At 65.6% G+C, this 21,263-nt stretch carries 15 protein-coding genes; 14 read left to right on the top strand and 1 reads right to left on the bottom strand.

Going from position 1 to position 21,263, the window contains the following annotated elements:
- The first annotated feature begins 1 nt into the window (after window position 1).
- The 13 genes from RU01_RS08215 (at window position 2) to RU01_RS08150 (ending at window position 19,178) form a co-directional block, all read left to right on the top strand.
- A complete protein-coding gene (locus tag RU01_RS08215; RefSeq protein WP_042574045.1) occupies window positions 2–796 on the top strand; it encodes an MlaE family ABC transporter permease in 795 nt (264 codons plus the stop codon).
- Window position 797: 1 nt separating this feature from the next.
- Window positions 798–1,658, top strand: coding sequence for an MlaE family ABC transporter permease (locus RU01_RS08210; protein ID WP_042574044.1), 861 nt, complete (start codon window positions 798–800; stop codon window positions 1,656–1,658).
- Complete coding sequence (locus RU01_RS08205; RefSeq protein WP_042574043.1) at window positions 1,655–2,989, top strand: MCE family protein; 1,335 nt, start codon at window positions 1,655–1,657, stop codon at window positions 2,987–2,989. The genes RU01_RS08210 and RU01_RS08205 overlap by 4 nt, the downstream gene beginning before the upstream one ends.
- Window positions 2,986–4,050, top strand: a complete 1,065-nt coding sequence (locus tag RU01_RS08200; RefSeq protein ID WP_042574042.1) for an MCE family protein — start codon at window positions 2,986–2,988, stop codon at window positions 4,048–4,050. The genes RU01_RS08205 and RU01_RS08200 overlap by 4 nt, the downstream gene beginning before the upstream one ends.
- Window positions 4,047–5,069 (top strand): MCE family protein, encoded by a 1,023-nt coding sequence (locus RU01_RS08195; protein ID WP_042574041.1) that lies wholly within the window; start codon window positions 4,047–4,049, stop codon window positions 5,067–5,069. The genes RU01_RS08200 and RU01_RS08195 overlap by 4 nt, the downstream gene beginning before the upstream one ends.
- A gap of 62 nt (window positions 5,070–5,131) precedes the next feature.
- Window positions 5,132–6,355 (top strand): MCE family protein, encoded by a 1,224-nt coding sequence (locus RU01_RS08190; protein WP_442970479.1) that lies wholly within the window; start codon window positions 5,132–5,134, stop codon window positions 6,353–6,355.
- Between the two features lie 2 nt (window positions 6,356–6,357).
- A complete protein-coding gene (locus RU01_RS08185) occupies window positions 6,358–7,629 on the top strand; it encodes an MCE family protein (RefSeq protein ID WP_042574039.1) in 1,272 nt (423 codons plus the stop codon).
- Window positions 7,626–8,876: an MCE family protein gene (locus RU01_RS08180; protein WP_042574038.1), complete on the top strand. Its 1,251-nt coding sequence runs from the start codon at window positions 7,626–7,628 to the stop codon at window positions 8,874–8,876. Before RU01_RS08185 ends, RU01_RS08180 begins: the two co-directional genes overlap by 4 nt.
- Before the next feature lie 135 nt (window positions 8,877–9,011).
- Window positions 9,012–9,758: a hypothetical protein gene (locus tag RU01_RS08175; RefSeq protein WP_156148833.1), complete on the top strand. Its 747-nt coding sequence runs from the start codon at window positions 9,012–9,014 to the stop codon at window positions 9,756–9,758.
- Between the two features lie 133 nt (window positions 9,759–9,891).
- The gene (locus RU01_RS08170; protein ID WP_052493176.1) at window positions 9,892–10,587 is read left to right on the top strand and encodes a hypothetical protein; all 696 of its coding nucleotides are present in this window, start codon (window positions 9,892–9,894) and stop codon (window positions 10,585–10,587) included.
- Window positions 10,588–11,028: 441 nt separating this feature from the next.
- Window positions 11,029–14,535, top strand: a complete 3,507-nt coding sequence (gene rpoB / locus RU01_RS08160; protein WP_042574035.1) for a DNA-directed RNA polymerase subunit beta — start codon at window positions 11,029–11,031, stop codon at window positions 14,533–14,535.
- A 97-nt stretch (window positions 14,536–14,632) separates the two neighbouring features.
- Window positions 14,633–18,589 carry a DNA-directed RNA polymerase subunit beta' gene (locus RU01_RS08155; RefSeq protein WP_042574034.1) on the top strand — a complete coding sequence of 1,319 codons (3,957 nt, stop codon included), beginning with the start codon at window positions 14,633–14,635 and terminating at the stop codon, window positions 18,587–18,589.
- 199 nt (window positions 18,590–18,788) lie between these two features.
- A complete protein-coding gene (locus tag RU01_RS08150; RefSeq protein WP_042574033.1) occupies window positions 18,789–19,178 on the top strand; it encodes a VOC family protein in 390 nt (129 codons plus the stop codon).
- Window positions 19,179–19,194: 16 nt separating this feature from the next.
- On the opposite strand, the gene RU01_RS08145 is transcribed toward RU01_RS08150, so the two are convergent.
- Window positions 19,195–19,521 carry a hypothetical protein gene (locus RU01_RS08145; RefSeq protein ID WP_052493175.1) on the bottom strand — a complete coding sequence of 109 codons (327 nt, stop codon included), beginning with the start codon at window positions 19,519–19,521 and terminating at the stop codon, window positions 19,195–19,197.
- Window positions 19,522–19,620: 99 nt separating this feature from the next.
- Here RU01_RS08145 and RU01_RS08140 point away from each other — a divergent pair, with 99 nt between their 5' ends.
- Window positions 19,621–21,258: an alkaline phosphatase D family protein gene (locus RU01_RS08140; RefSeq protein WP_042574032.1), complete on the top strand. Its 1,638-nt coding sequence runs from the start codon at window positions 19,621–19,623 to the stop codon at window positions 21,256–21,258.
- Window positions 21,259–21,263 lie beyond the last annotated feature (5 nt).

The following is a 21,263-nucleotide window of genomic DNA, read 5'->3' as shown; positions in this document are numbered from 1 at the left end:
AATGGCTAAAACGAAGAACCCGATTCTCAAGTCGGGCACCGCAGCGCTGGCCCAAGCAGGAAACATCGTCGAGCTTCTGGTCGATGTCGCCCGCAATACCTTCCGCCGGCCGTTCCAACTCCGCGAATTCATCGAGCAGGCCTGGTTCATTGCCAGCGTCACCATTCTTCCGACCGCGCTGGTCGCCATTCCTTTCGGCGCGGTGGTGTCGCTGCAGACCGGTTCGCTGATCAAGCAGCTCGGCGCCGAGTCATTCACCGGCGCGGCCAGCGTGTTGGCGGTGGTGCAGCAGGGCAGTCCGATCGTGGTGGCGCTGCTGATCGCCGGTGCGGCCGGCTCCGCGGTGACGGCCGACCTCGGGTCGCGCACCATCCGCGAGGAGATCGACGCGATGCGGGTGCTGGGCATCGACCCGGTGCAGCGCCTGGTGGTTCCGCGCGTGCTCGCGATGATCCTCGTCGCGTTGTTGCTCAACGGACTCGTCTCGGTCATCGGCATCGCCGGTGGTTACTTCTTCAACGTGATCCTGCAGGACGGCACCCCCGGTGCCTACCTGGCGTCGTTCTCGACGCTGGCCCAGCTCCCCGACCTGTGGGTCGGTGAACTCAAGGCGGTCGTGTTCGGTCTGATCGCCGGCGTCATCGCCTCCTACAAGGGACTGCATCCCAACCCCGGGCCGAAGGGCGTGGGCGAAGCGGTGAACCAGACCGTCGTCATCACGTTCCTCATCCTGTTCTTCGCCAACCTCATCATGACGCTGGTCTACCTGCAGGTCGTCCCTGCGAAGGGAGGGTGAGATGACTATCGCTCGCGGTCGTGGAGACCGCACCCTGCTCCGACTCCGCAGTGCGGCGTCGGCTCCGCTCGGCGTCCTGGACCGTGCCGGCGAACAGATGTCCTTCTACGGACGTGCGATCGGGTGGATCCCGCGCACGGCCGTGCACTACAAGAAGGAGACACTCCGCCTCCTGGCAGAGGTCACCTTCGGATCCGGCGCTCTGGCCGTCATCGGCGGCACGATCGGCGTCATCCTGATGATGTCCGGCTTCACCGGCGTCGTCGTGGGACTGCAGGGCTTCGCCGCCCTGGAGCAGCTGGGCAGCCAGGTCCTGACCGGCTTCCTCTCGGCCTACGTCAACACCCGTGAGATCGCGCCCATCGTGGCCTCGCTCGCGTTGTCCGCGACGGTCGGCTGCGGCTTCACCGCCCAGCTCGGCGCCATGCGCATCTCGGAGGAGATCGACGCCCTCGAGGTCATGGCCGTTCCGTCCGTGCCGTTCCTGGTGACGACGCGCATGATTGCCGGCTTCATCGCCGTCATTCCGCTGTACATCGTCGGACTGTTGTCCGCCTATCTCGCCTCGCGTCTGGTGAGCACCGTCTTCAACGGACAGTCACCGGGCTCGTACGACCATTACTTCACGTTGTTCCTGCCGCCGGAGGACGTGCTCTATTCGTTCGCCAAAGTGCTGGTCTTCGCTTTCGTGTTGATCATGATCCATTGCTATTACGGCTACACGGCGTCGGGCGGACCGGCCGGCGTGGGTGTCGCGGTGGGTCGCGCCGTGCGCGCCGCGCTGGTGACGGTCGCCGTGCTGAACTTCTTCCTGAGCCTCGCCATCTGGGGCACCACGACAACGGTGAGGGTCGCCGGATGAGCGCCACGCAACCATCGGCGACGCGTCGACGCCTTCTCGGCATCGGATTCCTTCTCGTCGTCGTCCTGTTCGTCGCGTGGAGCATCACGACGTTCAACAAGTCCTTCAAGAGCGTGGTGATGGTCGATCTGGTGACGGACACCGTCGGCAACGCGCTGCCCGCCAACGCCGATGTCAAGGCTCGCGGCATGATCGTCGGCGAGGTCCGCTCCGCCACCACCGAGAACGGGCAGGTCACCTCCAAGATCGCGTTGGAGCCCGGCATGATCGGCAAGATCCCGTCCAACGTCACGGCGCGCCTGCTGCCGAAGACACTGTTCGGCGAGCGCTACGTCGCTCTGCAGATTCCCGAGGACGCTGCCGGCGCCACTCCGATCGCCGAGGGCGCAGTCATCCAGCAGGACAAGAGCGGCAACGCCGTCGAGGTCGGACAGCTGCTCGACTCCCTCCTGCCGCTTCTCGACGCCATTCCGCCGCAGGACCTGGCCAACACGCTCGGCGCGTTGTCCCAGGCGCTGGAAGGCAACGGCGAGAAGCTCGGACTGACGATCGACCGTCTCGAGACGATCTTCGCCGGGCTGGCCGACGAGCTGCCGAACATCCAGCAGGACCTCGTGGGAATCGCGGACCTGTCGGAGACGTACTCGACGGCCGCACCCGACCTGGTCGATGCGCTGGACAACCTGCGCGTCACCGGAAACACCGTGGTGGAGAAGCAGAACGATGTGACGACGCTGCTCGCCAGCGCGACCGCGTCGTCCGGTTCGCTCGCCGACCTGGTCCAGACCAACGCCGAGTCCATCGTGTCCGTCGCGGCGGATTCCCGCGAGGCGCTCGAACTGCTCGCTGAGTTCTCCCCGTCCTTCGGGTGCACGTTCAAGGAGTTCGTCCGGGTCGCCGACGAGGCGAAGAAGATCCTGTCGGTCGATGCCCCCTATCCGGGTGTCCGCGCGTCGATCAACTTCGTCAATCCGAAGGGGCGCTACATCCCGAACCAGGACGAGCCGCGACTGCTCGACACGCGTGGTGCGTCCTGCTTCGAGCAGGTGACCACGCCCGGCAAGTTCTTCCCGCAGTACCCGGGCAGCGGTGTCAACGACGGCTCCTACCAGGTGCCGTCGCGTAACCCCGGCCCTGCTGTGGACCCCGGCGCGCTGCCCAACCCGCTGCAGTCGCCCGTCCCCGCGTCGTACGCAGGATCCGATATCGAACGGGACACGCTGGCCGTGGTCTACGGCGGAGGCTCCGGCATCTCCCCGGACCAGGTTCCTGCGTGGACCACCCTGGTGGGCGCTCCGGCGCTCCGCGGCACGGAAGTGAGTGTGCGATGAGAGGCCTTGCGGCACCGCTGGTCAAATTGATCATCTTCGCGGTGGTGACCATCCTGGCGACGGCTGCGCTCGCGCTGACCATCGCCAACGGAGCGGGTTCGGGCAAGACGAAGTTCTCGGCGATCTTCACCGACGTGTCCTCGCTCAACGAGGGCGACGAGGTCCGTATCGCCGGCGTCCGTGTCGGGCAGGTCGAGAAGATCGCGATCGAGAACCGGGACCTCGCTCGCGTCGATTTCGCGCTCAGCGAGCGCGAGTGGCTCCCCGCCACGACGACCGCGACGATCCGCTACCGCAACCTGATCGGGCAGCGCTACATCTCGCTCGACCAGGGATCCGGCGGACAGGGCGAGAAGATCACCGACGGAGCCACCATCCCGCTCGATCGCACCAAGCCGGCCGTCAATCTGACGACGCTGTTCAACGGATTCCGGCCGCTGTTCCAGACACTCACCGCGGACGACGTGAACAAGCTGTCGTTCGAGATCATCCAGGTGTTCCAGGGTGAGTCCGGAACCATCGGAGACCTCGTGCGTGACACGGCCAGTCTGACCAACACGGTCGCGGACAAGGACCAGGTCATCGGTGCCGTCATCGACAACCTCAACGGTGTCCTCGACACGGTGAACCAGCACGACAAGGAACTCGACCAGCTGATCGTCAACACCCAGCAGTTGGTGTCCGGTCTGTCGGCGGATCGGAACACGGTCGGATCCGCGGTCACCTCGCTCGCCGGGTTGACCGATGCGACCGCCGATCTGCTCGAGCCGACGCGTCCGTCGATCCAGTCGGCGATCACGTCCATCGACGGGTTGTCGACCAAGATCAACAACCGCCAGGAAGACTTCGACGCCATCCTGAAGAACTTCCCGGTGAAGCTGACGAAGCTCATCCGGGTGGCCAGCTTCGGATCGTGGTTCCAGTTCTATCTGTGCGGCATCGACATCGTCGCCGGCCCCGGTTACGCACCTCAGCTCAACCTGCCGACAGGACTGCCGACCATCAATCAGCCTCTCTACACGAACTCGGCCAAACGTTGCGCGGCAGGAGGAATTCAGTGACCACGCACCGCTCGCCCGCTGTTCTGGGCGCACTCGGGATCTTCCTGATCGTGATGACCACGCTGTCCGCGTTCTTCCTCGACTCGCTGCCGATCATCGGAGCCGGGTCGAAGTACTCCGCCGACTTCTCCGAAGCCGCCGGGCTGCGCGCCAGCAACGAGGTCCGTATCGCCGGCGTCAAGGTCGGCAAGGTCACCGACGTGTCCCTCGACGGGGACAAGGTGAAGGTCGAGTTCACGGTCAACGACGCGTTCGTCGGCGACAACACCTCGGCGTCCATCCAGATCAAGACCCTGCTGGGCCAGAAGTTCCTCTCGCTCGAGCCCAAGGGCGAGGAGCGGCTGAACCCTCGCAACACGATCCCGGTCGAGCGGACCACAGCGCCCTACGACGTGATCGACGCGTTCTCGGACGCTGCGCGGACGACCGGCGACATCGACACCGCTCAGCTCGCGACGAGCATGGAGACGCTGTCGCAGGCGTTCTCGGAGACTCCGGAGAACATCCGCGCGTCTCTCGACGGAGTCACCCGCCTGTCGGAGACGATCTCCTCGCGTGACGACGAACTGAGCAAGTTGTTCGCCGCGACGAACAAGACCACCCAGGTGCTCGCCGACCGCAACCAGGAGTTCACCCGGTTGATCGGCGATGCCTCGGTCCTGTTGCAGGAGCTCAACAATCGGCAGCAGTCGATCTCGCAGCTCCTCATCGGCACGCAGCGCGTCTCCACTCAGCTGACCGGTCTGATCCGCGACAACGAGGCGACCATCGGGCCCGCCCTGCAGTCCCTCGGCCAGGTCATCGACACGTTGAAGACCAACAACCAGAACATCGCCGAGGCGATCAAGCTGTACTCGCCGTTCGTGCGGCTGTACACGAACATCGTCGGCAACGGTCGCTGGTTCGACCAGGTCATCGTCAATACATTCCCGCCCGGTCTCCCCGATATTCCGGGTTACCGTGAGCCGATCCGCACCCTCGGTGTGGATCCCGTCCGAAGCCCGGGAGCAGGCCAGTGACCGCATCCACCGCACAGGCCGAGGAGTCGAAGGGCGGCTTCTTCAGCAAGCGCAACCTCGGCATCATCGCCGCCGTCCTCGCGGCCGTCGTTCTGGTCGTCTTCGCACTGTGGTGGGCGTTCACCCGACTGGGCACCACGACCATCACCTCGTACTTCGACAAGTCCGTGGGCGTGTACGAGGGCACCGAGGTCCGTGTTCTCGGCGTCAAGGTCGGCACCGTGACCAAGGTCGAGGGTCTCGGCGACCAGGTCCAGGTCGACATGCGCGTCGATCGCGGCGTCGACATCCCGTCGGATGCCCGCGCGGTGCAGCTCGCCCCGTCGGTCGTCGCCGACCGCTACGTCCAGCTCGCCCCGGCCTACACCGGTGGCGAGAAGATGGAGTCGGGTGCGGTCATTCCGCGGGAGCGGACGGCCACCCCGGTCGAGGTCGACGAGCTCTACAAGAGTGTCGACGAACTGTCCGAAGCACTCGGCCCCAACGGCGCGAACAAGAACGGCGCGCTGTCGGATCTGGTGGCGACGGGAGCGGAGAACCTCGACGGCAACGGTGAGGCTCTCAACGATTCGCTCACGCAGCTCTCGGGTGCCGTCGAGACACTCGACTCGTACCGTGGTGACCTGTTCGGCACCATCCAGAATCTGCAGACGTTCGTCAGCGCACTGTCCGCCAACGACCAGCAGGTACGCGCGTTCAACAACCAGTTGTCCTCGCTGACAGGCTTTCTCGCCGGCGAGCGGGAGAATCTGGGGCTCGCGCTGAACCAGCTCTCCGTCACTCTCGGTGACGTCGCGACCTTCGTCCAGGACAACCGGGACCAGCTGACCACCGATCTGGACAACCTCGTCCCGACGACACAGTTGCTGGCCGACAACCGAGAGGGGCTGGCGGACACGCTGACTCTGCTGCCGTTGGCCGTCGCCAACGTCGCGAACTCGTACAACGCCGAGTCCGGCTCGCTGGATGCACGGTTGATCTTCAACGAACTGCAGGACCCGAAGACGTTCTTCTGCAGTCTCGTCGATCTGCAGAAGTTGCGCCCGGGTGATCCTCAGTTCGAGGCTCTAGGACGTCAGATGCAGCCGATCGTCGACAACTGCGGCGCGATCATCGACCAGGCCGTCTCCGGTGTGAAGACGCCGACGCTGGTTCTGCCGTTCGGTCTGCTCAGCGCCGACAACATCCAGCGCAACGTCGAGCCGGGCACGGTTCCCGGCGTCCAGTCGCCGCGTATCAGCGACCTGGAGCTTCCGGGCCTGTCCATTCCTCAGGAAGGGGAGTGACGATGAGAGTGCGCACTCGCGGTCTGACGGCCGCCTCCGGAGCGTGCGTCGTCGCCTTGACGCTCACCGCCTGCGGGTCCAGTGGCATCTACGGCATCCCCCTGCCGGGTGGCGCGGACGTGGGTTCCGATCCGCTCGAGCTCACGCTGCAGTTCGACGACGTTCTCGACCTGGTGCCGCAGTCGACCGTCAAGGTCGACGGCGTCTCGGTCGGCCGTGTCACCTCCGTGAGCGTGCCGGGAGACTCGTGGATCGCCGACGTGCAGGTGGAGGTCGACCCGTCGGTCGATCTGCCGGCCAACGCGATGGCGTCGGTCCAGCAGACCAACCTGCTGGGTGAGAAGTTCATCCAGCTCAGCGTTCCCACCGACGAGGCCGCCGCGGCACGGTTGCAGAGCGGGGACACCATTCCCGTCGAGCGCACCCGTCACGCGACCGACATCGAGCAGGTCCTCGGCGCGTTGTCGATGCTCCTCAACGGTGGCGGCGTGGCGCAGCTGGCTCCCATCGTCAAGGAACTGAACACTGCGTTCAGCGGCCGCGAGGATCGCGTGCGCAGTCTGCTCGAGCAGGCGAACACGTTGATCGGTGGTCTCGAGGAGCAGAAGACCGACATCACGCGAGCCATCGACGGTCTCGACGTGCTCACCGGCACGCTGAACCAGCAGACGGAGAAGATCGACCGCATCCTCACCGATCTGCCGGTCGCGACCCAGGTGCTCGAAGAGCAGCGTCCGCAGTTGACGCAGCTCCTCGGACAGCTCGATCGTCTCGGCACGGTCGGCACCGATGTCATCGAGCGGTCGAAGGACGACCTGATCGCGGATCTCCGCGCTCTCCGTCCCACGCTGCAGGAGTTGTCCACCTACGGCGACGAGCTGGTCACCGACCTGGCATTCGTTCCCACGTTCCCGTTCCCGGACGGTGTGGAGAAGATCGCCCAGGGCAACGCGGTGAACCTCTTCCTGAGCGTCGACCTGCAGATCGGCAACCAGTTGACCGCGTTGGGTGTCGGACAGGGCAATCCGATCTACAGCGCACCGCGCAACGGCGATCCGAAGCCACGGGTCGATCCGTCGAACCCGTACTACAACGGCAACGGTCCGCGTCCGTCGTTCCCGACCATCTCGCTGCTGCCGTTGCCGCCGATCATCCCCTCTCCGACACCGCCACCCGGCGTGCCGGCAGCGGCGCCGTCGGCGAATCCGCTGGACGGGATCCTGCAGCAGTTCGGTATCGCCACCCCGGGTACTCAGAATGAAGGTGGACAGTGAGATCAAAGCTGGTCAGTACACAGCTGATCCTCTTCGTCGTGATCGCTATCCTGGGCTTGGTCTACGTGGGCGCCAAATACGTCCGCGTCGACCAACTGTTCGGGTTCGGTCAGTACACGGTCACCGGTCAGTTCACCGACTCGGGCGGCATCTTCAGCAACGCCGAGGTGACGTACCGCGGTATCCCGGTCGGCCGTGTCGGCGCCCTGAACCTGACCGACGACGGCGTGGACGTCGAACTGAAGCTGGAGAAGTCCGCACCGGACGTGCCGGCCGACACCATCGCTGTCGTCGCGAACCGCTCCGCCATCGGCGAGCAGTACGTCGACCTGCAGCCGCGCACCGATCAGGGTCCGTTCCTGCAGGACGGTGACGTGATCGCCCAGCAGAACACGTCCATCCCGACACCGGTCGAGAGTCTGCTGAAGAACGTCAAGACTCTCGCCGACTCGGTCCCGGTGGACGATCTGCACACCGTGGTCACCGAATTGGGAACAGGATTCGCCGGCACCGGTGACGCGCTGCAGGGTCTGGTCGACTCCCTCGACACGTTCTCGGAGGACGGCCTGACCAATCTTCCGCAGACGCTCACCCTGATCCGGGACAGCCGGGTCGTCCTCGACACGCAGTCCGAGCAGTCGTCGTCGATCCAGCAGTTCAGTTCCGACCTCGACCTGGTGACCGCTCAGCTGCGGTCGAGCGATCCGGACATCCGTCGACTCATCGACAACGGTATTCCGGCCAGCGATCAGGTCGGAGCGCTGGTGCAACAGGCCGGTCCGGCTCTGACGAGCAACCTGGGGAACCTGGCGGCGGTCGGGGAATCGCTGAGTCCCCGAACATTCGCGCTGCGGCCACTGCTGCAGTTCCTGCCGGCGTTGGCGCAGGGTGCCAAGTCTGCAAGCCCGGGCGACGGCACGATCCACTTCGGTATCGCGCTCGAGGTCAACAACCCGCCGTCCTGCACGCAGGGCTACGAGGGGACTCAGGCCATCCTGGATGCCGAGTACGCGAAGAATCCGGACTTCGATCCGTCGCAGCAGGACTTCCCGATCAACCTCGACGCCAACTGCACGGTTCCCCAGGGATCGCTGACCAACGTTCGCGGAGCCAACAGCGTCCGCTTCGCCGATCCGCAAACCGTGCAGCCGTGGGACGACAAGCCGAAGGTGGCACCGGACCCCCTCGACCTGAACCCGATCGCCACACAGCTCGCTGCGCTGCTGGGTGTCACGGTTCGCCCCTGATACAGACGCTCGTCCGACAAGCCCGGCCCCGAGGCACCAGCCTCGGGGCCGGGCTTGTCCGGTGTGTCCGCGATGCCCCGTGAGGTATACGGAGGCGTTGGCCGCGGGAAGTTACCTACCGGTACTGTGGCCGCTGTGACGCCAACCACCTCTCCCGACCCGGACGTGACCGACGACGCGAACGAGGGTGACGACACGGAGCTCACACCGTCGCCCGCGACTCGTCGCACCTCGCCGGTCGCCCTCGCCATCACGGCCGCCGCTGCGGCGATCGCTCTGGTCGCGGCCATCGTGCTCGGTGTCTTCTGGTTCCTCGCGCATCAGGAGTCCTCCGCGGCATCTCTGCGTGACGACGCGCTCGCCGGTGCACGCCAGGCTGCGATCAACCTCAACTCCGTCGACTCGAACGACCTCGACAAGACGTTCGCGGACATCGAGTCCTCGATCACGGGCGACGAGCTGACCAACGGTCTGAACGACACGCGGGAGCAGTTCCGGCAGCAGTTCGCCGAGTCCGGAGTCGTCACCACCGCTGCGGTGCAGCACGCCACGCTGGTCGGCTTCAGCGAGGACGAGGGCACCGCCCAGTCGCTGATCGTCATCACGACCGACACGGCCAAGCCCGACGGCAACGAGCGGTACCAGAGCACGTTGCGTCTGGAGCTGCAGGACGTCGACGGCACCTGGAAGGCCACGCGCATCCAGCCCATCGGTCAGCGCATCCCTCTCGAGCTGCCCACGGACCCGAACGCCGCGACGGATCCCAACGCCGCGACGGATCCCGCTGCGCCCACGGATCCGGCCGCTCCGGTGGATCCCGCTGCGCCGGTGGACCCGGCCGCACCCGTCGATCCTGCCGCTCCGACCGACGGCGGTCAGTGACACGGCGTCGCCCGTGCCCACCGCCTCGCTCGTCACGCACCTCAGCTAGGAGAACCACAAGATGCCTCCCGCACGTCGTAGACCGCCCGTAGGCGCCGCCCGTCCCCCTGCCGGCAGCATCCGCCGTCCCAAGGTGGCAGGGAGGGCCGCGTCGGCACCCGGCGTCGAGAACGATGCCGTGGCGGACGACGCGACCGCCACGACGCCGACCACCGGCTCGGTCGACCTGGAGAAGTCGCCGACCGCCGCGACGACGGAGTCCGGAACGGATATCGCCGACACAGTCGAATCCTCCGAGGCGACCGATGCTGCGGAGCCGACCACCGGTCGGGACACTGCGTGGTGGACGCCGAAGACGATGCTCCTCGCGGCTCTCGCCGTCGTGTTCGCCGTCGTCGCGCTCCTGGGCATCATCCGCCCGGGAACGTCCGAGGTGAGCAATCAGGCGTGGGTCGACACGGCGGCCACCCAGGAGGTCACCTCGGCCGGACGAGATGCGTTGCAGACCGTCTTCTCCTACAAGTTCGACACCATCGATCAGGATCAGGCGGCGGCTCGCGCGGTGCTGAACGACGAACGTCGCGGTGAGTACGACTCGACGGCCGAACAGACCAAGCAGGGCGTCATCCAGACACAGACCACGACCAACGCCGTCGTCACCGACATCGGTGTCACGCTGCTCGACGGTGACCGCGCCGAGCTCCTGGCCAGCATGGACATCGCCGCGACCCAGGACACGGTCGATCAGGGAACGGTGCAGACGCCGGTCTCGCTGACGATGGAACGCGTCGACGGAAAGTGGCTCCTGGCCACGATCGACAACCGCTGATCGTCGGCATCGACGGAACTATCGGAGACGAAACGCCGCTCGCGCTCTTGACGCGAGGGCTTCGGGAGTCCACTCTGATTACCGGATTCATCGAGTGCGGCCACGGTCTCGCTGTTCGATCGGATCCGACGCCGGAGCAAATGGAGGCACCGGGCGTCGGAGTGATCGTCGGCCGGAGGACTGTCCGTCGGTGAGTCCCGGCCCGTGGTCCGTCCGGGTCGACTGCGCTCTCCGCGCGGCCGCGGTTGCCATATCCGCCGCGTTGGGGTACTTTTGGACGTTGCGCTGGGTGCCTCCTGTCCACTTCCAGACTTTGCCTGAATCGACACGTGTGTCGATCTCTGCTGAGCGAGGACTTCGTACGGGTCGTGACCAGCGAAGTTCCCACACACAAAAGCAGATTAGCGACGGTCGCGCATCACGGTATGCGGCCCGCGTGAGGTGCTGGAAGGACGCATCTTGGCAGTCTCCACCCAGTCCAAGGAAAACGCCGGAACTCCCGGAGCCCCGAAGAGGGTGTCGTTCGCGAAGATTCGCGAACCCCTCGAAGTACCGGGGTTGCTCGATCTTCAAACCGATTCGTTCGAATGGCTCGTCGGTACGCCCGAATGGCGCGCACGTGCGGAAGCACGTGGCGACAACGCGCGCAGCGGTGGTCTCGAGGACATCCTGACGGAACTTTCTCCCATCGAGGACTTCTCCGGTTCGATGTCGCTGTCCTTCTCCGACCCACGCTTCGACGAGGTCAAGGCCTCGATCGACGAGTGCAAAGACAAGGACATGACCTACGCGGCGCCGCTGTTCGTCACCGCGGAGTTCATCAACAACAACACCGGTGAGATCAAGAGCCAGACCGTCTTCATGGGTGATTTCCCCATGATGACCGGCAAGGGCACGTTCATCATCAACGGCACCGAGCGCGTCGTCGTCTCGCAGCTCGTGCGCTCCCCGGGTGTCTACTTCGACCACGCTGTCGACAAGACCACCGAGAAGGACCTGCACAGCGTCAAGGTCATCCCCGGCCGCGGCGCATGGCTCGAGTTCGACGTCGACAAGCGCGACACCGTCGGTGTCCGCATCGACCGCAAGCGTCGTCAGCCCGTCACCGTGCTCCTCAAGGCACTCGGCTGGACCACCGAGCAGATCACCGAGCGCTTCGGCTTCTCCGAGATCCTCATGGCCACGCTGGAGAAGGACAACACGGCCGGCACCGACGAGGCGCTGCTCGACATCTACCGCAAGCTCCGTCCGGGCGAGCCGCCCACGAAGGAGAGCGCGCAGACCCTGCTGGAGAACCTGTTCTTCAAGGAGAAGCGCTACGACCTCGCACGCGTCGGTCGTTACAAGATCAACAAGAAGCTGGGCCTGAACTCGGGTCTGCCCATCGAGGCGTCGACGCTGACCGAAGAGGACATCGTCGCCACCATCGAGTACCTCGTGCGTCTGCACGCGGGCGAGAAGTCGATGACGGCACCCGACGGCGTCGAGGTTCCCGTGGAGGTCGACGACATCGACCACTTCGGCAACCGTCGTCTCCGCACGGTCGGCGAACTGATCCAGAACCAGATCCGCGTGGGCCTGTCCCGCATGGAGCGTGTGGTCCGCGAGCGGATGACCACCCAGGACGTCGAGGCCATCACGCCGCAGACCCTGATCAACATCCGTCCCGTGGTCGCTGCCATCAAGGAGTTCTTCGGAACCTCGCAGCTGTCGCAGTTCATGGACCAGAACAACCCGCTGTCGGGTCTGACCCACAAGCGTCGTCTCTCCGCGCTGGGCCCCGGTGGTCTCTCGCGTGAGCGCGCCGGCCTCGAGGTCCGCGACGTCCACCCGTCGCACTACGGCCGCATGTGCCCCATCGAGACTCCGGAAGGCCCGAACATCGGCCTGATCGGTTCGCTCTCGGTGTACGCCCGTGTGAACCCGTTCGGCTTCATCGAGACGCCGTACCGCAAGGTCGTCGAAGGACAGGTCACCGACGATGTCGACTACCTGACCGCCGACGAGGAGGACCGCCACGTCGTGGCGCAGGCCAACTCGTCCATCGACACCTCGGGTCGCTTCGTCGACGAGAAGATCCTCGTTCGTCGTAAGGGCGGAGAGGTCGAGTTCGTCTCGTCCCTCGACGTCGACTACATGGACGTCTCGCCTCGTCAGATGGTCTCCGTGGCCACCGCGATGATCCCGTTCCTCGAGCACGACGACGCCAACCGTGCCCTGATGGGCGCGAACATGCAGCGTCAGGCCGTTCCCCTCGTGCGCAGCGAAGCTCCGCTCGTCGGAACCGGCATGGAACTGCGTGCCGCTGTCGATGCCGGCGACGTCATCGTCAACGAGAAGTCCGGTGTCATCGAGGAGGTGTCCGCCGACTACGTCACCGTGATGGCGGACGACGGCACTCGCAACACGTACCGGATGCGGAAGTTCGCCCGCTCCAACCAGGGCACCTGCGCGAACCAGCGTCCGATCGTGGACGAGGGAGCTCGCGTCGAGGCCGGCCAGGTTCTGGCCGACGGTCCCTGCACCGAGAACGGCGAGATGGCGCTGGGCAAGAACTTGCTCGTCGCGATCATGCCGTGGGAGGGCCACAACTACGAGGACGCGATCATCCTGTCGCAGCGCCTCGTGGAAGAGGACGTCCTGACCTCGATCCACATCGAGGAGCACGAGATCGATGCCCGCGACACCAAGCTCGGTGCCGAGGAAATCACTCGTGACATCCCGAACGTCTCGGACGAGGTCCTCGCAGACCTCGACGAGCGCGGCATCATCCGTATCGGTGCCGAGGTTCGTGACGGCGACGTCCTGGTCGGAAAGGTCACGCCCAAGGGCGAGACCGAGCTGACCCCGGAGGAGCGCCTGCTGCGCGCCATCTTCGGCGAGAAGGCCCGCGAGGTCCGCGACACGTCTCTGAAGGTTCCGCACGGCGAGAACGGAAAGGTCATCGGCATCCGCGTGTTCTCACGCGAGGACGACGACGATCTGCCTCCCGGCGTGAACGAGCTGGTCCGCGTCTACGTGGCCCAGAAGCGCAAGATCCAGGACGGCGACAAACTCGCCGGCCGCCACGGCAACAAGGGCGTCATCGGCAAGATCCTCCCGCAGGAGGACATGCCGTTCCTGTCCGACGGCACCCCGATCGACATCATCCTGAACACGCACGGCGTCCCGCGTCGTATGAACATCGGTCAGATCCTCGAGACACACCTCGGTTGGATCGGTAAGACCGGATGGAACATTCAGGTTGCGACCGACGGAGTCCGTCCCGACTGGGCCGCGACCCTGCCCGAGGAGATGTTGGCCGCCGAGGCGGACACCAACATCGCCACCCCGGTGTTCGACGGTGCGAAGGAGGACGAGCTCACCGGCCTGCTGGCGAGCACGATCCCGAACCGCGACGGCGAGCGCATGGTCGGCGCCGACGGAAAGGCCACGTTGTTCGACGGCCGTTCCGGAGAGCCGTTCCCGTACCCGGTGTCCGTGGGCTACATGTACATCATCAAGCTGCACCACCTCGTCGACGACAAGATCCACGCTCGTTCGACAGGCCCGTACTCGATGATCACGCAGCAGCCCCTCGGTGGTAAGGCGCAGTTCGGTGGACAGCGCTTCGGCGAGATGGAGTGCTGGGCCATGCAGGCCTACGGTGCTGCCTACACGCTGCAGGAGCTCCTCACCATCAAGTCCGACGACGTGGTCGGCCGCGTGAAGGTCTACGAGGCCATCGTCAAGGGTGAGAACATCCCGGAACCCGGTATCCCCGAGTCCTTCAAGGTGCTCCTCAAGGAGCTCCAGTCGCTGTGCCTCAACGTGGAGGTGCTGTCCTCGGACGGCGCAGCCATCACGATGGCGGACGGCGACGACGAGGATCTCGAGCGTGCCGCGGCCAACCTGGGAATCAACCTCTCCCGCAACGAGTCCGCGACCGTCGACGATCTCGCGCAGTAATCGGTGACAGGCCGGCGCGAGGCGACTCGCGTCGGCCCACACCCGATCACTCGTAGCAGCAGAAAACTATCCCTGAGAAGGGGAAAGGAAGTACGACGTGCTGGACGTCAACTTCTTCGATGAACTCCGCATCGGTCTCGCGACCGCGGACGACATCCGCAATTGGTCCTACGGCGAGGTCAAGAAGCCGGAGACCATCAACTACCGCACGCTCAAGCCCGAGAAGGACGGCCTGTTCTGCGAGAAGATCTTCGGACCTACTCGCGACTGGGAGTGCTACTGCGGCAAGTACAAGCGCGTGCGCTTCAAGGGCATCATCTGTGAGCGCTGCGGCGTCGAGGTCACTCGCGCCAAGGTGCGTCGTGAGCGCATGGGCCACATCGAGCTCGCCGCACCGGTCACGCACATCTGGTACTTCAAGGGTGTTCCGTCGCGCCTCGGCTACCTGCTGGACCTGGCGCCGAAGGATCTCGAGAAGATCATCTACTTCGCCGCCTACGTCATCACGTCGGTCGACGAGGAACTGCGCCACAACGAGCTCTCCACTCTCGAAGCCGAGATGGAGGTCGAGAAGAAGGCTGTCGCCGATCAGCGTGACGCCGACCTCGAGGCCCGCGCCCAGAAGCTCGAGGCGGACATCGCCGAGCTCGAGGCCGAGGGTGCCAAGTCCGACGTGCGTCGCAAGGTCAAGGACGGCGGCGAGCGCGAGATGCGTCAGCTCCGTGACCGTGCGCAGCGTGAGCTGGATCGTCTCGAGGAGATCTGGACCACCTTCACCAAGCTGGCGAAGAAGCAGCTCATCATCGACGAGCTCATCTACCGCGAGCTGATCGACCGCTACGGCGAGTACTTCACGGGTGCGATGGGCGCGGAGTCCATCCAGAAGCTCATGGAGACCTTCGACATCGCGGCCGAGGCCGAGAGTCTGCGCGAGACGATCCGCAGTGGCAAGGGCCAGAAGAAGCTTCGTGCACTGAAGCGTCTCAAGGTCGTCGCCGCGTTCCAGTCCACGGGCAACTCGCCCATGGGCATGGTCCTCGACGCCGTGCCGGTGATTCCGCCGGAGCTGCGTCCGATGGTGCAGCTCGACGGTGGACGTTTCGCGACGTCCGACCTCAACGATCTGTACCGCCGCGTCATCAACCGCAACAACCGCCTCAAGCGACTGATCGACCTCGGTGCTCCCGAGATCATCGTCAACAACGAGAAGCGGATGCTGCAGGAGTCGGTCGACGCCCTGTTCGACAACGGCCGTCGTGGACGTCCGGTGACCGGACCGGGTAACCGCCCGCTCAAGTCGCTGTCCGATCTGCTCAAGGGCAAGCAGGGTCGTTTCCGTCAGAACCTGCTGGGCAAGCGCGTCGACTACTCGGGCCGTTCGGTCATCGTCGTCGGTCCGCAGCTCAAGCTGCACCAGTGCGGTCTGCCGAAGCTCATGGCACTCGAGCTGTTCAAGCCGTTCGTGATGAAGCGTCTGGTGGATCTGAACCACGCGCAGAACATCAAGTCGGCCAAGCGCATGGTCGAGCGTCAGCGTGCACAGGTGTGGGACGTCCTCGAAGAGGTCATCGCCGAGCACCCCGTGCTGCTGAACCGCGCACCGACCCTGCACCGTCTGGGCATCCAGGCATTCGAGCCGCAGCTGGTCGAGGGCAAGGCCATCCAGCTGCACCCCCTCGTGTGCGAGGCGTTCAACGCCGACTTCGACGGTGACCAGATGGCAGTGCACCTGCCGCTGTCCGCCGAGGCGCAGGCCGAGGCACGCGTGCTGATGCTGTCGTCGAACAACATCCTCTCGCCGGCATCGGGTCGACCGCTGGCCATGCCGCGTCTGGACATGGTCACGGGTCTGTTCCACCTGACGCGTCTCGACGACAAGGCTCTGGGCGAGTTCCAGGCCTCGACGTCCGATTCGGCAGAGCTGGGCATCTACGCCAGCCCCGCCGAGGCACAGATGGCCGTCGATCGTGGCGTCCTGACCGTGCAGTCGCAGATCAAGGTGCGTCTGACGCATCAGCGTCCGAGTCGCGAGATCGAGTCGGAGCTGTTCCCCGACGGGTGGACCCCGGGCGATGCCTGGACCGCCGAGACGACGCTGGGCCGCGTGCTCTTCAACGAGCTGCTCCCGACGAACTACCCGTTCGTCAACGAGCAGATGCCGAAGAAGCGCCAGGCGACGATCATCAACGATCTCGCCGAGCGGTACCCGATGATCGTGGTCGCTCAGACCGTCGACAAGCTCAAGGACGCCGGCTTCTACTGGGCCACGCGTTCGGGTGTCACCATCTCCATCTCCGACGTCCTCGTGCCGCCGGAGAAGCCGCAGATTCTCGAGGAGTTCGAGGCTCAGGCCGATCGTCTGGAGAAGCAGTACCAGCGTGGCGCTCTCGACCGGACCGAGCGCAACTCGGCCCTGGTCAAGATCTGGCAGGAAGCGACCGAGCAGGTCGGTAAGGCCATGGAGGCCCACTTCCCCGACGACAACCCCATCCCGATGATCGTGAAGTCCGGCGCCGCCGGAAACATGACTCAGGTGCGGTCGCTCGCCGGCATGAAGGGTCTGGTGACCAACCCGAAGGGTGAGTTCATCCCGCGCCCGATCAAGTCCTCCTTCAAGGAGGGCCTGACGGTCCTGGAGTACTTCATCAACACGCACGGTGCTCGTAAGGGTCTGGCCGACACGGCGCTTCGTACCGCCGACTCGGGCTACCTGACGCGTCGTCTGGTCGACGTCTCGCAGGACGTCATCGTTCGGGAAACCGACTGTGGCACCGAGCGCGGCATCACCACCACGATCGCCGAGCGCCTGGCGGACGGTTCCATGATCCGCGACGCGCACGTCGAGACCTCGACGTACGCCCGCACCCTGGCCGCCGACGCGGTCGACGCCGACGGCAACGTCATCGTCGAGCGTGGACACGACCTGGGCGACCCGGCCATCGACGCACTGCTCGCAGCGGGCATCACGTCGGTCAAGGTTCGATCGGTGCTCACCTGCACCACCGGAACCGGCGTCTGCGCCACCTGCTACGGCCGTTCCATGGCCACCGGCAAGCTCGTCGACATCGGCGAGGCCGTCGGTATCGTCGCGGCACAGTCGATCGGTGAGCCCGGCACGCAGCTCACGATGCGTACCTTCCACCAGGGTGGTGTGGCCGGCGACGACATCACCGGTGGTCTGCCACGTGTGCAGGAGCTCTTCGAAGCTCGTGTGCCCAAGGGCAAGGCACCCATCGCGGACGTCTCGGGTCGCATCCAGCTCGAGGACGGTGACCGTTTCTACAAGATCACCATCGTCCCGGACGACGGCGGCGAAGAAGTCGTCTACGACAAGCTCTCCAAGCGTCAGCGTCTGCGTGTCTTCAAGCACGACGACGGCACGGAGCGTCTGTTGTCGGACGGTGACCACGTCGAGGTCGGCCAGCAGCTCATGGAAGGTGCTGCCGATCCGCACGAGGTCCTTCGAGTCATGGGCCCGCGTCAGGTGCAGATCCACCTCGTCAACGAGGTCCAGGAGGTGTACCGCAGCCAGGGTGTGTCCATCCACGACAAGCACATCGAGACGATCGTTCGTCAGATGCTCCGCCGCGTGACCATCATCGATTCGGGATCCACGGAGTTCCTGCCCGGATCGCTGACCGAGCGCAGTGAGTTCGAGTCGAGCAACCGTCGCGTCGTGTCCGAGGGTGGCGAGCCCGCGGCCGGACGTCCGGTGCTGATGGGTATCACCAAGGCATCGCTGGCGACCGACTCGTGGCTGTCCGCGGCGTCGTTCCAGGAGACCACCCGAGTGCTGACCGATGCGGCGATCAACTGCCGCTCGGACAAGCTCATCGGTCTCAAGGAGAACGTGATCATCGGAAAGCTGATCCCCGCCGGCACCGGCATCAACCGGTACCGGAACATCACGGTTCAGCCCACCGAGGAAGCACGTGCCGCGGCCTACGCGGTGCCGTCGTACGACGACCAGTACTACAGCGCGGACGGCTTCGGCCAGAACACCGGTGCTGCAGTGCCGCTCGACGACTACGGTTTCTCCGGCGACTACCGCTAGAGACGAGCAACATCGAGCCCCATCCCGCTTCGGCGGGGTGGGGCTCGTGTCGTTTCTCAGCTGCTCGGTCTGGCGCACCGCGGATCTTCTGGTGCACCCCCCATCGCGGGTGCAGGTGATGAACCGGAGTGCGGATGGTGTCGCCGGGCGAACAACACTCGCGCGATGAGTTTCAGCCCTGGCTCGGGTCTACTGAGCCATGACCGAGACTCCCAGCACCATCACGAACATCGGCGTGGCCATGTTCACCGTTGCCGACCAGGACAAGGCCCTCGACTTCTACACGCGTGTACTCGGATTCGAGGTGCGCGGAGATACGCGCTTCGGTCCGAACCAGGAGTACCGCTGGCTGGAGGTGGCGCCGCCGGGGTCCACAGCGCGCCTGGCGCTGAACCCGCCGATGTACGACCAACCGGGCGGCTCGTCCATCGGTGTGGAGACTGCGGACGTCCGAGCGGAGCACGCACGCCTGAGTGCCCTCGACGGGTTCGAGATGGAACCGCTCGGCGGCGACGACGATCCGAACGTGCCGCCGATGTTCATGCTGAAGGATCCCGACGGCAACGTCATCACCGTCGTGCAGGCGTGATCCGTTCCCTCCCGGCTCAGCGCAGAGCGAGGGTCGGGAGGGACAAGCTCACCAGCATCAGTGCGAACAGCAGCCAGGCGGCGCCCTGCCAGACGGGCCACGTCCCGCCGTGGCGGTAGGAGCGGTAGCCGATCCACAGTGCGCCGAGCCCGCCGAGCAGACAGATACCGGGGACGAGCGCAGCGATCACGACACTGGACTCGCCCGCTGCGAGGAACACGGCCACCGCGACGGCAGCGATGCCGATCACTGCCCCGTCGTACGTGGCCGCGTGCCGGATCGCGCGCGGATCGCGCCACCGCTTCTCGACGTCGCGTCTGCCCATCTCTCGCTTGTCGTCCATGTCGTCTGCGTACCCGATTCGGGTGGCTTCAGCGCGAGTCCTCGCGCGCGTCGCCTCCGATCCACACGGAGTTTTCTTTCGAGGGGCACCGTTCGGTTCATGAGCCGTCGTGATCTCGTCATCGGTGCCGATCGTTCTCTGCGAGCCGGCACCACGCGTCGTTCGTTCCTCACGTGGACCGCACTGGTCGGTGCGCTCGCGATGACTCCGGAACTGTCGAGCGCGACGGCGCACGCGCAGCCGCAACGCGGTACCCCGGCCGACTACCCGTTCCGCCTCGGCGTCGCGTCGGGGGATCCGCTGCCGGACTCGGTGGTGTTGTGGACTCGTCTCGCGGTCGATCCCCTCGCTCCGGTCGGCGGTATGCGGCCGGGTGTGGTGCCGGTGCGGTGGGAGATTGCCGACGACGAACGGTTCGGGCGGACGGTGAGCCAGGGCATCGAACTGGCATCCGACGCGGACGGCTGGTCGGTGCACGTGGACGTGCGAGGTCTGGCTCCGGCGCGAGAGTACTTCTACCGCTTCATGGTCGGTCCGCACGTGAGCACCGTCGGACGGACGAGAACGGCGCCCGCACCGGGATCACCCCTGGCGTCACTGTCGTTCGCGTGGGCGTCGTGCCAGAAGTGGGAGGACGGGTTCTACGGCGCCTACGCCGATCTCGCGGCGAGTGACCCGGACGTCGTGTTCTTCCTCGGCGATTACATCTACGAGTATGCGATCCCCGGCACGGGCGCCCGCGCATCGCAGCCACGGCCCGAGTCCGCGGGACGAGAGACGCTGGCACTGAACGACTATCGCGATCGGTACGCGCTGTACAAGTCCGATCCCGACCTGGCGTCGGCGCACGCAGCGGCGCCGTGGATCACCACCTTCGACGATCACGAAGTGGACAACAACTGGGCCGGGGCGATCAGCCAGGATGCCGGCACCGCCGCTCCCGGCGACCCTGCGGGTGATCCGAGACTATTCCTCCTGCGCCGCGCCGATGCGTTCAAGGCGTGGTGGGAGAACACTCCTGTGCGGATGGCCCAGCGACCGACGGGACCGGATCTGACGGCGTACCGCCGCTTCAGTTTCGGTGACCTGGTGGACTTCTCGGTGCTGGACACCCGGCAGTACCGCAGCGATCAGGCCAACGGCGACGGCGAACACGCGCAGAACGCGGAGACCGCGGACCCGAGTCGCACCATCACCGGAGCTGCGCAGGAGAAGTGGATCCTCGACGGCTTCGGGTCCGGCGCCACGTGGAAGTTCCTCGCACACCAGACGGTGATCTCCGACCTCGCCCGCATCAGTGACGGCGAGCGGAAGGTCGGGATGGACCCGTGGAGTGGGTACGAGGCGTCGCGGCACCGCATCCTCGACGGCGCCCGCGACCGGGGGATCACCCTTGCGTCCATCGTGGGTGACATCCACCGCACCATCGTGTCGGAACTGCGCCGCGACTATCAGGACGACTCCGCCCCGGTGGTGGGCGTCGAGATCGCGTCGACCTCCATCGCCTCGGGCAAGGACGGTGCCGACGTCGACACGGCCGGTGCGGACATCGCGGCCGCGTCACCGCACGTCAAGTTCGGCAATGCCCGACGCGGTTATCTGCGTGCGACGCTGACGCCGACGGAGTGGCGGTCCGAGGTCCGGGTCCTGGACGCGATTTCGGTTCCCGGCGCGCCGGTCCGCACGGCAGCGACCGTGACGGTGCCGGAGGGTCGGCCGGAGATCGGCCTGACCTAGCTGAC

The organism is Rhodococcus sp. MEB064 (assembly GCF_000834565.1).
Taxonomy (GTDB): Bacteria; Actinomycetota; Actinomycetes; order Mycobacteriales; family Mycobacteriaceae; genus Rhodococcoides.
Note: the sequence above shows the minus strand (reverse complement) of the source record. Positions and strands in the feature narration are given on the sequence as shown.

What these genes read in the sequence shown, in the direction of transcription:
- RU01_RS08215 (WP_042574045.1), top strand. Translation starts at nt 2, where the DNA reads ATGGCTAAAACGAAGAACCCGATTCTCAAGTCGGGCACCGCAGCGCTG.
- RU01_RS08210 (WP_042574044.1), top strand. Translation starts at nt 798, where the DNA reads ATGACTATCGCTCGCGGTCGTGGAGACCGCACCCTGCTCCGACTCCGC.
- RU01_RS08205 (WP_042574043.1), top strand. Translation starts at nt 1,655, where the DNA reads ATGAGCGCCACGCAACCATCGGCGACGCGTCGACGCCTTCTCGGCATC.
- RU01_RS08200 (WP_042574042.1), top strand. Translation starts at nt 2,986, where the DNA reads ATGAGAGGCCTTGCGGCACCGCTGGTCAAATTGATCATCTTCGCGGTG.
- RU01_RS08185 (WP_042574039.1), top strand. Translation starts at nt 6,358, where the DNA reads ATGAGAGTGCGCACTCGCGGTCTGACGGCCGCCTCCGGAGCGTGCGTC.
- RU01_RS08150 (WP_042574033.1), top strand. Translation starts at nt 18,789, where the DNA reads ATGACCGAGACTCCCAGCACCATCACGAACATCGGCGTGGCCATGTTC.
- RU01_RS08145 (WP_052493175.1), bottom strand. Translation starts at nt 19,521, where the DNA reads ATGGACGACAAGCGAGAGATGGGCAGACGCGACGTCGAGAAGCGGTGG.
- RU01_RS08140 (WP_042574032.1), top strand. Translation starts at nt 19,621, where the DNA reads ATGAGCCGTCGTGATCTCGTCATCGGTGCCGATCGTTCTCTGCGAGCC.